We start from the raw sequence: 13696 nt of genomic DNA on the forward strand, positions 1-13696 counted from the left end.
GCTCGGCATTGATGCGCATTTGCTCCGCGATTTTATTCGGTAGCTGGGTTTCCACATTCATCATCACCCCACCGCCAAAGCTGATGCGAATCACCGGATGAGACACCGACCAATCCCATTTATCGTGAATCCACAGCCCTTGAAACAAGGCTTCATTCCCTGCCCACAGTTCAGCCAAGGTATCGAGGAACAAGCTTTTACCAAAACGACGTGGACGGGACAGGAAATAATGTTTGCCCTCATTCGCTAAGCGATAAGCCATTTCACTTTTATCAATGTAGTAATAATGGTTCTGGCGAATCTCGCTGAAAGTTTGAATACCAATGGGTAGTTTTTTACGTTGCATACCTTCACCTCAAACAGCTAAGCAATCAGCAGTGGCGGCAAACCATGTATTGAGCGTGCCTTATTACAAGCAGGTTCAAATACCCCTAAATCTGTTCTAGCACCAAATTCACGACAGGGACTGGGACGTTCCCGATAGATGCCACAGGAAACCGATTCACCAATTTTGCCAACCAAGGCAATACACCGTGGGCGGGCATAGTCCGTTCCACGCATCCGGCGCGTGGAGTGGGTTTCTTCATCAGCTAAGCGATCAGGCACCATTCCCCCTTCACTTTCTAATTCCGAGACATGAAAACTGACACGAAATGCAGCGCAACAAGCACCACATTGCTGACATACATTTACTGCAGCCATTTTTGTTTCTCTTCCTCAAAACACGGCATCACCAGCGCAGGCTCTTTTAGTTGACGGATGGTTAGGCAAAATGCTTTTGCCTCTGGATTATCACGTCCCAACATCGCTAACCATTGTTTTAGACGACTCAGCGCGAAACTAGGCCCTCGATGTGCAGCGCGATGAAAAAAGTCTTCCAACAGTTGTAAAGTATGTTGCCAACCACAATCAGGAGGGGCTTCACCTCGACAATGTGCTTGAATTTCTGCTGCCAATGTTGGTCTTGCCAGTAAGCCACGACCTAACATTACACTTGCCTGACCACTTTCTTCGCGACACCGCAAATAGTCGGCAACCGACCAAATTTCTCCATTCGCCATCACCGGCACAGAGACCGATTCGGCAATTTTTGCAATCCATTGCCAATGTGCCGGTGGGCGATAACCCTCAATTTTAGTTCGCGCATGTACCACCAAAGAGGCAGCACCACCCGCGACCAGTGCTTGAGCACAATCAATTGCCAGCGTTTTATCTTCGTAGCCTAATCGCATTTTAGCTGTCACAGGGATAGTATTTGGTACAGCCGTACGCACCGCCGAGACAATTTCATATAACAAGGCCGGTTCTTGCAATAAAATGGCACCACCACGATGACGGTTTACTGTTGGGGCTGGACAACCAAAATTTAGGTCAATGACAGGCGCGCCCAACTCTGCTAGTCTTTTAGCATTTTCTGCTAGTAAATCAGGATTGGAACCCAGCAATTGGGCACGAACATGCACACCGCTAGGCGTCATCGCCCCCAATCTGAGTTCGGGAAGCATTCGGTAGAATTGTCGAGGAGGCAGAACGGTTTGCGTGATTCGAATAAATTCACTCACACACCAATCAATACCAGGGAGCCGCGTTAAAGTATCACGCATGAGGTCGTCAACGACGCCCTCCATAGGAGCAAGCGCAATCTGCACAATGTTGAAAAAGAAAGAATTTATCAAGTCGCCATTGTATGCGACTTTTGCCTCATTGAATCAATCAACCCGCTCAGTTACTTGTAAGGAAAGCCTTTCGCCATGGCCAATGCTGCCCATCAACACTATGAACCGTTACCGGCTGATCTGTTTGCGCAACATAACCTTGCTTTCACTGCGCCAGACCTGTATCGCTTAACCGATAGCGGACGACAGTTATTAAAACCTGAACGCAATGCCCCACCCATTGATACCGGCCAACCGTTATCGGGACATCCTTTTGACATCATTGAACACACCTATCGCACCTTAGCTATTTGGTTAGAAGCGGTTTCGCGAATGCCTGATTTTTATATCAAATTGCCATTTATGGCGCGGCGGATTGCCAATTTGGTAGAAGAAGAACCTGATGCCGCATTGGCAGCAACTTTATTGGTGCCGATGGTGTCGTATACCGCAGGGCATTCGGTACAAGTTGCTGTGATGTTGGCACGTTTGGCCCCTTTGCTAAATATCTCTCCGGAAGACAAACAGAGCCTGTTATGTGCGGCATTAACGATGAATATCGGAGCAGCTGCGTTACAAAATACGCTTCATGAGCAAACCGATCCCTTAACTTCGGGGCAAAGCCAACATATTCGTTTACATCCATTGTTAAGTTCGGCGTTATTGCGTGAATCGGGTATTACCGATCCGCTATGGCATCGATTGGTCTGTGAACATCACGAGATGCCAGATGGTAGCGGCTATCCGATTGGCTATCCGGCTTCTTATTTACATCCCCTATCTGCTGCGTTGCGGATTGCGGATATCTTGGGTGCGAAACTATGTGGCCGACGTTATCGTAAACGGATGTCGGCAAAGAATGCATGGTTGAGCCTATATCAACCCGGAGATACATCCAACCCTGATGCCGTTTTGGTACAACGTTTTGTTCGTAGCATTGGGTTATATCCTGCTGGTTCGTTTGTACGGTTAGAGAATAAGAAAGTGGCGCTTGTAGTGGCACAAACTCAGGATTTACGCCATCCTAAATTATTGGCTTTTGACCGTGGTGGTGGTTTTATTACCTTAGATCCACAACAAGAGGGGAATGCCATTGTGAGCCCTGCCGAATTTACGATTCCAGATAATGCCTTATTACAATTAGCGAAGGCATGGGATTAGTTGTATTTCTTTCAGCCGTCTGTCATAAAAAAGATCGTGTGTGTTATTTAACCCAATTTCAGCAAGGATACATTCAAAATGTCGGTTAATTGCGAAAGAGCCGTTTTTGCCGGTGGCTGTTTTTGGTGTACCGAAGCCGTGTTTCGTGCGGTGAAAGGGGTAAAGACAATTCAGCCAGGTTATATTGGTGGTCAATTGGACCATCCGACCTATGAAGCTATTTGCACTGGTAATACCGGCCACGCCGAAGCCATCGAATTGTGGTTTGATCCAAGCGAAGTCGAGTATTCGACACTACTCGCCATTTTCTTTGCCACCCACGACCCCTACAGCCTCAATCGGCAAGGCCATGATATCGGCACACAATATCGCTCGGCGGTTTTCTATTGCTCAGAAGAACAAAAACAACAGCTTGCCAGCGCCATCGATCATCTCAATGCACAAGGGTTAGGTACCGTGGTCACAGAACAGGTCGATGCCAGTCAACACACTTTCTGGCCAGCGGAGCGTGAACATCTCAATTACTATGCCAATCACCCATGGCAACCGTACTGCATGGCAGTGATTCGGCCTAAAGTCGAGAAATTGATGATCTCTTTTCCTGCTTATTTACAGACAATTGAGCGATGATGCCCAGCGATAATCATGATTTATTTGCACAAAGCTATCAAGATTGGCTCAACAATCCGGTGCTAGCTTTCCATTCTTGGTTAAATAGACAAGATCTCAAAAGCAATTCTGCTACCGTTTATCACGCCATGTGGCGCAAATTTATTGAATGGACGGCCAGCAAAGAGATTGCTTTTGCACAGATTGAAGCGCGGCATATTGCGTGGTTCTTAGATGAAAATGGCTTACAAAAACACCATCGTTATCGCTATATCCGACTGATTGAACGCGTGTTTGAACACTTAGCCAGTTTGCGCCCTTGGCAAGAAAACCCAGCCAGCATTGCGGCGCAACAGCGAGTTGGGTTAGGAGAAAACGACCCGACTTCGTTTCTTACCTTTGCCGAGCGCAATGCTTTAGTGGCTTTTTTACAACCCACACCGCAAGCCACCACCACCGCAGCCTATTGGAAGGCCATGCGAGACCGTGCGCTGGTTGCCGTTATGCTAGGTGGAGGGTTAAAAGTATTTGAATTGCAACAGTTAAAAACGACAGACATCGATTTGCATCAGCATACGATTCAGATTATCGACGAGACACGCCAACGCACCCGCCATCTCACACTCCTTCAATTTGCGCACCAGCCGCTGCAAGATTGGCTCACCTTACGTCACGACAGCGCCACTGCCGGTCTGTTTGTTTTTGCCTCTAATCGCAAAGGCGGCATGATGCACGCAGCGTCTTTTTTCCGTCGCACACAGGCAATACTGGAACAAATCGAATTATTTTCCCAACGCCATGAACGCGCCTCACCACAAACCCTACGCAATACCTTTGCGGCCTTACATTACGACCAAGGCGTCGATGATCGTACGGTAGCAGAGTGGCTCGGTTTGATTGAGCCAGCCTCCGCCCGCCGCTTTTACCTCGCTTATCGTGATTGGCAACAACGGCATCTTGTTGCAGAAACACAAACACCTACTCTGCCGTAGTTTGCAATAATCGAAAAAAACGTTGCTCTAATGCTGGCCACCGCTGGGCAGCTTCTTCAGCTGCATTACGCGCTTGTTGGTCTAAATAACGTTGTTCCAAAAGTGGCAACTGTAAAAATTGCCCCAGATGATGAATGTCATATCCTTCTGGGGTCAGTGATAACACCGGCTCATCCATCATTACTTTTTACTCTCGGCAGTCACCCACACTCCATCGGGTGTTCGCATGTGATAACGTTTGTCGTTTGGATCGGCCATCACGATGGTCTGTTCATTTTGAGCAACCAAAGCAGTCTGAGGCAAATCAGCCGTTAAGCTGGCATTTTGCAAACCCGTTTGTAGTGCATGGTTTTTGATGGTGTTTTCCAACAGCTTCACCAAAGCCAAATAGCTGCTAGGTTCCTTCACCAACACAGGGGCTTGTGGTTGGGTTTGTGGAAAGTTAACCAATTTCACACCAACCGGCACCCGCACAATACCGGGGGAGGGAATTTCCCGTAACCCTGCCATTTGCAACTCATCCCCTTCTACCGCTGCCCCATGCTCTGGTACGAACATCACGACAGCAGGCCGTTGGCTGGCAGCAATCAGTTGAATAAATGCTTGCACATCAGTGAGTAAAGTATTTAATCGTTGCGGATAACTTTGCAAACTACTCAAACTGCTATTTGGCAACCGATTACCATCATGTAAAGAAATGGTGTTGTAGTACAACGCCGCCGGCGGCGCCTCTTTCGTTCGCTGATTAAACCAATTAAACAATACCTGACGATCTGACAAAATCGGAGAGTCATCAAACCCTCGCATTGCCACAGCGGCCGTGGTTGGCATCACCGGTTTCAACCCTGGCACAGCCAAATTTTGACTGACTAATTCGAAGAAATTATCAAAGTGGCCATCATGGTTCATTAAGGCATAGGGTTGTAAACCCAGCTGTTGTAATTGTTGAAACAGATAGCATTGCTGCGGTGCAGCTTGATAGAGCGCAGTATGTTCTTGTTGACCACAGGCCGCACGCAATACGCGAATCGCTGCTGGGCCACTATAGCTGGCACCAGTGCTAAATTGCTCAAATACCACATCGAATTGCTGCCATAGCGGGTGTTTGTCTTGTTTTGCAAAACGCAAATCGTCCCATGCCAATGAACAAATATGCAGCAAAATCACATCAAATGCTGGCTTTTGGCCTAATTGTGTGAGATCTACCACCCGTTTAGCTTCTTGCTGCTGAAATGCAGTGAGCAGTTCTGCCGGTGATTGGGTCGGTGTTTTGATTGCGGTGGTTTGCGTGGGTGTTGCCTGAGTGGCCACCGGAAGCACAGTGGCTTTTTGCTGCCATTGCCACAATGGCGTTACCACAATCGCCACCAAAACAAAGCTGGTGATTCTTAACCAACGGTTGAGGACTAAATACAACAATAAAATGACTAAAGCAGCAACCGATACCTCCCAACTGATCACACGACCTAATAATTCCTGCACATAAATCCAACTAAAACCCTGTAGATTTTCTATTTGTGACCATGCTCTAGCCAATGGTGGTAAGGGTAATTCACTATATAACAACAAAGTCGCGGCAAGCAGCGCCAAAACAAAACGTAAGCTGCTTAAAAACCAATGGAAACTGGGCAAAATTAAAAATAAGGCTAAAAGCAAGTTCCAGCCCAGATGAAACTGTAGCGTGCCACCCAAAGCAAACAGCAATTTATAGATAAAATATAAATTCCATAAACCCATTATCACAACCTAACAAAGATTATTTTTTAAACCAAGCACTGCTGATTTCTTTAACATGACGGAACAAACGACCATAACCACGCCATCCCATTCTAAAGACTTCAAACAAAGCAGCCAGTGGTTTATCAACCGGTTGACCTTCATCCCATGCTAACCAAGCATCGGCACGACCAAATGTGCATTGCACCAAGTTTTTTTCTTGTTCTGTTGATAACCCTTCAAACCGAACCCCAATTTGCTTGCCTTTTAGCATGACAATTTCACCGGGGAAACAGAATTCCCGATCACCGCGATTTAAACCAATATGAATGCGATCTTTCATTCTCAGATAGGGCGTTTCCTCTGGCAATACCAACCCCACCCCACCGCTAGAATAGTTATCGGTATAACAGGCCATGGTATAACCTTGCGGCAGATATAGCACCGCTGGAATTCGCATCGGAACACGATGCGATAAACGAATTTGTCGTGCTTCTGTCGCCACCCCAACAGCAGCCCCCAACATAATTAAGTTAAAACCAGTCCAAACCATATTTAATAAAACAGTCGATAGTTCGTGCTGATTCCAAAACAGCAAACGACCTACACCAATCGCAAAACCAAGCAGATTCAAAAACAACAGAATCAGGTAAGGCTTAGAGATATTCCAATCAAAATAGCTCTTTTCAATCAGCCCACCTTTAGCAGTCACATTAAACTTGCCTAATTTCGGATTGATAAAGGCAATTGTAGTTGGTAATACGATATACCACGCCAAAACAGACTCATATACTTCCGCCCAAAAAGAGTGGCGGTATTTTCCTTGCATGGTTGAGTTAGCCAGATTGGCATGCATAATATGTGGCAAAACATAAGCTGCCAAACTTAAAGCCGCTGCGTTAATCACATGCAGTTCAAAATACAAGTACGAAAGCGGCATAGTGAGAAAGATTAAGCGTGGAATGCCATAGAAAAAGTGCAGCATTGCATTGCTATAACAAAGACGCTGCATGAAAGACAACCCTTTGCCAAGAAAAGGATTATCAGTTCGAAAAATTTGCGCCATACCACGCGCCCAACGGATACGTTGGCCAATATGACCGGATAAACTTTCTGTTGCCAAACCAGCGGCCTGTACTAATTTCAAATAGGCAGTGGTATACCCTCGGCGGTGCATTTTTAATGCGGTATGGGCATCTTCCGTTACTGTTTCAACCGCAATACCACCCACCTCTAATAAAGGTTTTCGTTTAATAACGGCGCATGAACCACAGAAAAAAGTCGCATTCCATAAATCATTTCCATCTTGTACCAAGCCATAAAATAAACTGCCCTCATTTGGTACTTGTCGAAATGTGCTGAAATTACGTTCAAACGGATCTGGAGAAAAGAAATGGTGCGGTGTTTGTAACATGGCACACTTCTTATCTTTTACAAACCAACCCATGGTAGTTTGTAAAAAGGAACGAGTAGGAATATGGTCACAGTCAAAAATGGTGATATATTCACCTTGTGTTTTTTTGAGTGCGTGGTTAATATTACCTGCTTTGGCATGGAAGTTATCAGGGCGGATGATATACTCCACCCCAGCCTGTTCAGCAAATAATTTAAACTCTTCACGTCTTCCATCATCTAAGATATAAATTTTTAATTTTTCGTTTGGCCAGTCAATCCCACAGGCGGCATATACCGTTGGTCGAACCACTGATAACGGTTCATTATACGTTGGGATGTAAATATCAACACTAGGCCATAAATCGGTTTCTTTGGGGAGTGGAACAGGTTTTCGATATAATGGCCAAGCTGTTTGTACAAAACCAAACAATAAAATCAACCAAGTATAACACTCTGCCGCGTATAACAATAAACCAAGAAATTTCTCAATCGGCGTTTCTAAATCTAATGTATGTGTTGTGCGCCACCAAATATAACGAGCAGCGACTAAAATAGACAAACCGATTAACACCAAAATGGGCAATCGGCCCGGAATTCGACGAATACGTAACGCAATCCACCATGTTGCAGTAAAAAATAAGGTTTGTTCAAACAAGCTGAATGGTGTTGTAACAATAAGGGGTAGAACAATCGGCAATGTCACCAAAGTTGTTAGTAAAAATACCTGTGGATAACGCTCAAAAAATTGTTCAACCGATGATAGCGAACGTCCAATTTTTTCATAATTAAATTTAGGCAGCCTTGCAATTAACCAATCATAACAGCGGCGGATGAAAATCAATGGCCACAATATTTTTTCGACAACAGCCAATAGTTCCATGTTAAGCCACCCTTTAACGAAAGCTGGAGGTTGAATATTTTGTTCTGGAGACGGAAATCGCCAAAATAAAGCTAGGAAAAACTTAGCGTCAACCCGATTTTTTTCCTCTAAACCCAGCTGAAATCGAAAGAAAAAAGGCAGGAAACACACATACAACCATAATGTGTCAGGTGCATTTTCTTTAGGTGCTCGAAAAAAAATCCGCCATATCATGACGTACCACTTCGTCTCAGATTGCATCTGGAGATGTTGTTTTATCAGACAAATAAAACGATTCATGAATCTAATTTATCTAAGGTTTGCATGATGTAGGCACTAATACCATGTAAATCATGTGAGACTTGTGAGGAAGGCGCGTGATCAATCACCAATTTATTATTTGCAAAAGCTTCTGGCACCGCTTCATCTAAGTGTAAGCGATAGGGTAATAGCAGATTTGCTAAGTGGTTCTGGCTCATTAAAACCAAATCGTTATGTAATGGCCGACGAACATCTAGTTTATTGACTAAAAACAGCGCAGGCTTTTTTATTTTTGCTAGAAAATTACTGACAGCAGACAACGTCAGATAATGCAGAGGCTCAGGATTCCACACGACTAAAATTAAATCGGCTGCTTCGCACGCTTGTTCAACATATAGCGATGGCCACGGTGGAGTATCAATTAAGAATACACTTTCTGGCGGCACCACAATATCGTGCAAGGCTATTTTTAACCATTGCGGATATTTATATAAGGCATGATCAAAAATTTGTTTGGTCATCGCATCCACTGCACCAAATGGCAAAAAAATCACTTGGTCAGCACTTTGATAAGCATGGGTGCACCACTTTTCCCGCTTGGCTAAATGTGCGGCAAACCCTTGTTCTAGTAATTCATTTAAACCAAGAAACAACCCCAAACGATTAGCGGGGTCTAGTTCAATAATGCCTGTTGTCCAATTTTGCCGTTGTAAAATAGTCGCCAGCGAGGCCGTCATGGTTGTTCGGCCTGTTCCGCCACAGGGTGAAATCACTGCAATGACTTTCATGGTGTCCCTTTCCGGTGAGATTTTTTATTTTTCTTATCAGACATCAAGTAACCCATACGGTATAAAGGAGACAGCACACGCCCATTACGTTTGCGCTGTAAACGGTATAAATGCCCTCGCAACCACGACAACTTTTTCAGTGCAAAAAAAACCATAATCAGCAAGGCTGTTAAAAAGAAGGTGGCGATTAAAGCATTAAAAAAGAGACTCTTTAACACTATTGGCCACCTTGTTCGATTTTCAAATCGGCCTGTTTTTTCCGATTTTCTGAGCGCAGAGTAAGATCAATAGGACGTGCTTTAGTCATCATTTTTGGCAGCTCTTTATTGACAGCAGAGGAAGAAGCTGGCTCAAAAATATGCTGTAACATAGCAAATTGTCGTGTTGGTGAGGTTGGCGTGGGATTTTCAGCCGGGGCCGGTGTCGTTTGATTCGCAACGGCTTTGTTCTCGCGTTGTTTTTGCAAAAGCTCAGTATAATCTACAGCAGGATCTGCTCTTAATTGTTGCTCTAGATCAGCGACCATTTCTAACATCGTCAAATCATCAATCCCTCGAATCTCACCACTAAATAGACTGTCCACTGGCTGTTTAAAAACACGGCTCAGCACACCGGCAATATCAGAGGGACGGCAGGCAAATAAGAATAAGTAAATCTGATTACGATGGGCGGTAACAATATCACCAGAACGAGAGAGTACACAGACTTGCAACGCATCTAAAATTGGAATGTGTGGCAATAAAGGCAATTGAATCAATGCCTGAGACAAACCCAGCTCTCGACTTTTTGCAATACTGACTCGCGCATGTTCAATAAACTGTGGCACAGCCACATAACCCGAAATATCACTATTCATAGCAGCGGTCAGAACGCCTTCTAAATCGGCTGGCAAACTACGCTGAAACAGTTGGCCGCGTAATGATTCAATCGCAGAAGCAAGGCGAGAGAAAGAAGGATTTTGGCTGACAACTAAATTTGCCCCTACTCGCAATAATAATAATTCATAGTGATAACGCAGAGCGTGTTTTCCTTCACGCACCAGAATTTTTAATGCTTTACCACATTGTTTACGCAGTAAATAAATGGTTTTAGCGAGTTCTTGAATCTGATCACGATTGGCATGCAAAATCACCGTGGCAGTATGCAAAGTTTGGCATTTTTCTAAAATAGCTTCATAGTTTGCAACCGTTGTCCAATGAGGTGGCAACCACGACTCATCTTGCACAGCAATTTGTGTGGCGATCACCCATTCACTATCATGGGCAACTTTTTCATTTTCTTCATACTTAAAATAAGGACGGAAAGCATCTAACGCTAAATAGCCTGATTCATTTAACAGCAGTGGGTAATCATGGCCAAGCGCGACACCGTCTTCCGTGCGCCAAAATTCAACTTTCCATAGAAATTGGCGTTGATTTTCCTCGACCAATTCGGCCATACCCGCTAACTCGCCCCGCCACGTTTCTGCTAACACCGGTAATTGTTGTGTTTCATCTGGCAACGGTTCACACAACAACACACCACAATGGCCACGTTCGCGAAACCAGCGAGATAATGTTTTTAACTGCTCACGTAACAATTCACGGTCTTGTAATTGAAATAGCTTTTCGGCCCCTTCCAGCAAACAGAGGGATTGTGGTGGTAGGTGATAGCTTTCTAATTCGTTCAAAATCGCTTTGATACCGAATTTTTTCACTAACTCAACAAAATCTGTCGGCAAAGAAAAGATATTTAAATGTTTTTGCGTGACTTCATCATCCAGCATCACATTATGTAACACCAAACTTTTTAATACCTGCTCTGGTTTAGCATCAGATATAGCAACAACTGTGCCTGTTTTTAAGTTACGTTGTATTGCTTCAAAGAAAATACTGTCGCGTGCCAGCCCTTTCATCGCAAAAACCATGTATAAGCGATGAGGCAATAGCGCATTCAAATGATTAGGCAACCCAGCGATACCAAGCTGATAGGTTTTTTTCTCTTTTTTCAACCATGATTGAATTGGCCGAACTAATTGCTGGATCATTTTATTCATAATGTGATTCACCTCATCATCAATATTGTGAATAAGGACGTGCCGAACCTAAAGTTGGATAGCTCATCTTATCTTTTTGTGGTGAGAAATGATAACGTAGATAAATACCAGCCCGATTAGGCTCATAATCTTTTGAACGATCTATTTCTGCTGTTACACCAATGGTTAAAGCCTCATTGACACGATATTCGATAGCACCGCGCACTGAATAACCAACCCCCCCGCCTTTGCCCCCACTATGGCGAGGAGGAGAAAAGTTTTCAACACTGGCACGTTGCGCGGCCAATTGTTGTAATGTGGCGTGATTTGGGAAAAAGGGCACTTCTTTTTCATTATTATTGGAATAGGAGAGACTGCCACCAATGCGATATGACCAATTATCTCCCCTCGCTTGCCATTCAACAGGCAAGGCTAAAGAAACATAGCGTTGTGGGCTGTAATACCCACCGTGGCCGAATTGATAATGACGCAAGTTTTTCTGGAATTGCCAATAGGTTAAAGTCGCGCCAGTGGATAAGGTATAAAAGGGATGGTCAATGACGTCCCAATTGATCCCAGAACGGATATTCAATTCCCGATTATCTGGGATATTTTTTCCGGTTAACTTTGCTGCTGTGACATCCGTAAATAGCCGAATATCACCACTGCGCCACCCCACCCCACCGGCCACACCCTGCCGCACCACACCGCCCCACGTTTCACCGGTAATCGGATCGGTTTTCCCCGCAAAAGATAAAACACTGCTGGTCACCGGACGGCGGAATGCTTCAGCTTGCCACGACCAAGGCCCTTGTTGATTTTGGTAACGCACCCCGCCTAACCAAGATGCCACGGGGAAATCACTCGGCAACTTGCCAATGTCCACACTCCAATGGTCGTTTTGATAGCCAAGCGCAAACACTGTCCCGCGATACACTTGGCGTAATGGACCCGCCAAACGATCGGCACCAAAAGCAGCGATGGTGGCAAAGTCGCGGGTTTTGCGATTATCAGCACGGTCTAATTGCCCCCCATCCAGCACCACCTGATCGGCATGGGCGAAAACATGGCCATCATAGCCAAGCGGGAACTGCATATAGATGGGCGTTTCTTGCAGTGAGAAATCCGAGGCCCCCGCATCACCGGCCTTACGGTTAACTTGAAACGCTGTCGCTACCAGTGGTTGGCGGCGTTTTTCTAAATCGGCAAGGGCATTTTCTGCAGCAGTCAGCCCAACTGGATTATTCACACCTTGCGCCAGCTCATACGCTCTTGCTTGTTGATAATGTGCCAGCGCGGTTTGATAAGCGCCTTGTTGCTGTTGAGCACGGCCTTGTTGAATCACCACTTCCGGTTCAGTTGGGAAAGTCTGCTGCAGTTCTTGAAGCAGCGATTCGGCCTGTTGGGTATCCGACAAGGCCAATAGGCGACGCGCAACTGACAGCCGATTTTGTAAATCGGTAGGAGAAAGTTCGGGTAACAGATTAGCCAATACCTGTTGCGCTTGTTCCGCTTTGCCGCGCTCTTGCCACAACCGCGCTTGTAATAACTGCGCATCGGTATGTTTTGGCTGTTGCTGCAACACTTGCTCAATCATTTGTTGTGCTTGCGGATAACAGCCTTCTGCCAACCACAGTTCGGCACGCGCCAGCTTTAACTCGTCTTGCGTGTCAGTTGCTAATGCAGGATCGGCTTGCACTGTGTCGAGGCTGGCATGTGCTTGGCGAAAATCCCCTTTTTCACGGGCCTGACGTGCTTCGCGTAAACTTAAATCAACCTTTAACTGTTGCAGGGTCTTTTTTTGTTCGCTGGTCAACGGCCGTTCGGCCAATTTTGCCAGCCACGGTTTGAGTTGTTGATCGCGCTCGACCTGCGCCAACAATCGCGCATAACGAATTTCTAATTCGTCACGCGCTGGACTGGCCGGTGTTTGCACAATGGTGTTAAGCAACAAGGTTAAACCCTGCTCAATCTCACCTGCCCCCACCCGACGATCAGCCAATTCAGCAAGCCAATCAGGATGATGTTGGGCCAGCGTTTCGGCCCGTTGTCGGTGTTGTTTGGCCGAGACGTCCTCACCTGCTTGCGCCAATAAATTGGCTTGCTCATGGTGATAGCGCATCTCCAATGCCTGCGCCAATTCACGCGCTGCTGCGGTTTGTTGCGCCTTTGGAAACACGGTCAATGCCGCACGCGCTTGTTCGATGTCGCCCTGACCGTTTAAGAATAAAGCTTGGGCATAGCGC

The 13696-nt window shown here is 45.6% G+C and carries 12 protein-coding genes; 3 read left to right on the plus strand and 9 right to left on the minus strand.

The window, feature by feature from the left end:
- The 3 genes from ACTBZS_RS09655 to ACTBZS_RS09665 form a co-directional block, all read right to left on the minus strand.
- On the minus strand, nucleotides 1–346 hold a 346-nt coding region (locus tag ACTBZS_RS09655), incomplete at its 3' end, for an AAA family ATPase (RefSeq protein ID WP_463043967.1).
- 17 nt (nucleotides 347–363) lie between these two features.
- The gene (locus ACTBZS_RS09660; RefSeq protein ID WP_460429704.1) at nucleotides 364–702 is read right to left on the minus strand and encodes a YkgJ family cysteine cluster protein; all 339 of its coding nucleotides are present in this window, start codon (nucleotides 700–702) and stop codon (nucleotides 364–366) included.
- The gene (locus ACTBZS_RS09665; RefSeq protein ID WP_463043968.1) at nucleotides 690–1628 is read right to left on the minus strand and encodes a tRNA dihydrouridine synthase; all 939 of its coding nucleotides are present in this window, start codon (nucleotides 1626–1628) and stop codon (nucleotides 690–692) included. Before ACTBZS_RS09665 ends, ACTBZS_RS09660 begins: the two co-directional genes overlap by 13 nt.
- A 123-nt stretch (nucleotides 1629–1751) precedes the next feature.
- Here ACTBZS_RS09665 and ACTBZS_RS09670 point away from each other — a divergent pair, with 123 nt between their 5' ends.
- The 3 genes from ACTBZS_RS09670 to ACTBZS_RS09680 all read left to right on the plus strand — a co-directional run bounded on the left by ACTBZS_RS09670 (nucleotide 1752) and on the right by ACTBZS_RS09680 (nucleotide 4417).
- Complete coding sequence (locus tag ACTBZS_RS09670) at nucleotides 1752–2816, plus strand: HD-GYP domain-containing protein (protein WP_460429702.1); 1065 nt, start codon at nucleotides 1752–1754, stop codon at nucleotides 2814–2816.
- 78 nt (nucleotides 2817–2894) lie between these two features.
- A complete protein-coding gene (gene msrA, locus ACTBZS_RS09675) occupies nucleotides 2895–3446 on the plus strand; it encodes a peptide-methionine (S)-S-oxide reductase MsrA (protein WP_463043969.1) in 552 nt (183 codons plus the stop codon).
- A complete protein-coding gene (locus ACTBZS_RS09680; RefSeq protein WP_463043970.1) occupies nucleotides 3443–4417 on the plus strand; it encodes a tyrosine-type recombinase/integrase in 975 nt (324 codons plus the stop codon). Before msrA ends, ACTBZS_RS09680 begins: the two co-directional genes overlap by 4 nt.
- Here ACTBZS_RS09680 and ACTBZS_RS09685 read toward each other — a convergent pair.
- The 6 genes from ACTBZS_RS09685 to ACTBZS_RS09710 all read right to left on the minus strand — a co-directional run.
- The gene (locus ACTBZS_RS09685; RefSeq protein WP_460429699.1) at nucleotides 4404–4598 is read right to left on the minus strand and encodes a hypothetical protein; all 195 of its coding nucleotides are present in this window, start codon (nucleotides 4596–4598) and stop codon (nucleotides 4404–4406) included. The genes ACTBZS_RS09680 and ACTBZS_RS09685 overlap by 14 nt on opposite strands.
- Complete coding sequence (gene bcsG / locus ACTBZS_RS09690) at nucleotides 4598–6154, minus strand: cellulose biosynthesis protein BcsG (RefSeq protein WP_463043971.1); 1557 nt, start codon at nucleotides 6152–6154, stop codon at nucleotides 4598–4600. The genes ACTBZS_RS09685 and bcsG overlap by 1 nt, the downstream gene beginning before the upstream one ends.
- 19 nt (nucleotides 6155–6173) lie before the next feature.
- The gene (gene bcsA / locus ACTBZS_RS09695) at nucleotides 6174–8408 is read right to left on the minus strand and encodes a UDP-forming cellulose synthase catalytic subunit (protein WP_463043972.1); all 2235 of its coding nucleotides are present in this window, start codon (nucleotides 8406–8408) and stop codon (nucleotides 6174–6176) included.
- 275 nt (nucleotides 8409–8683) lie between these two features.
- The gene (gene bcsQ / locus ACTBZS_RS09700) at nucleotides 8684–9436 is read right to left on the minus strand and encodes a cellulose biosynthesis protein BcsQ (protein WP_460429696.1); all 753 of its coding nucleotides are present in this window, start codon (nucleotides 9434–9436) and stop codon (nucleotides 8684–8686) included.
- Between the two features lie 217 nt (nucleotides 9437–9653).
- A complete protein-coding gene (gene bcsE / locus ACTBZS_RS09705; protein WP_463043973.1) occupies nucleotides 9654–11471 on the minus strand; it encodes a cellulose biosynthesis protein BcsE in 1818 nt (605 codons plus the stop codon).
- A gap of 19 nt (nucleotides 11472–11490) precedes the next feature.
- The coding region (locus ACTBZS_RS09710; RefSeq protein ID WP_463043974.1) for a cellulose biosynthesis protein BcsC at nucleotides 11491–13696 on the minus strand (2206 nt) is incomplete at its 5' end.

It is taken from the genome of Aquaspirillum sp., assembly GCF_055136605.1.

What these genes read in the sequence shown, in the direction of transcription:
- ACTBZS_RS09685 (WP_460429699.1), bottom strand. Translation starts at nt 4,598, where the DNA reads ATGATGGATGAGCCGGTGTTATCACTGACCCCAGAAGGATATGACATT.
- ACTBZS_RS09665 (WP_463043968.1), bottom strand. Translation starts at nt 1,628, where the DNA reads ATGGAGGGCGTCGTTGACGACCTCATGCGTGATACTTTAACGCGGCTC.
- bcsA (WP_463043972.1), bottom strand. Translation starts at nt 8,408, where the DNA reads ATGGAACTATTGGCTGTTGTCGAAAAAATATTGTGGCCATTGATTTTC.
- bcsQ (WP_460429696.1), bottom strand. Translation starts at nt 9,436, where the DNA reads ATGAAAGTCATTGCAGTGATTTCACCCTGTGGCGGAACAGGCCGAACA.
- ACTBZS_RS09680 (WP_463043970.1), top strand. Translation starts at nt 3,443, where the DNA reads ATGATGCCCAGCGATAATCATGATTTATTTGCACAAAGCTATCAAGAT.
- bcsE (WP_463043973.1), bottom strand. Translation starts at nt 11,471, where the DNA reads ATGAATAAAATGATCCAGCAATTAGTTCGGCCAATTCAATCATGGTTG.
- bcsG (WP_463043971.1), bottom strand. Translation starts at nt 6,154, where the DNA reads ATGGGTTTATGGAATTTATATTTTATCTATAAATTGCTGTTTGCTTTG.
- ACTBZS_RS09660 (WP_460429704.1), bottom strand. Translation starts at nt 702, where the DNA reads ATGGCTGCAGTAAATGTATGTCAGCAATGTGGTGCTTGTTGCGCTGCA.
- ACTBZS_RS09670 (WP_460429702.1), top strand. Translation starts at nt 1,752, where the DNA reads ATGGCCAATGCTGCCCATCAACACTATGAACCGTTACCGGCTGATCTG.
- msrA (WP_463043969.1), top strand. Translation starts at nt 2,895, where the DNA reads ATGTCGGTTAATTGCGAAAGAGCCGTTTTTGCCGGTGGCTGTTTTTGG.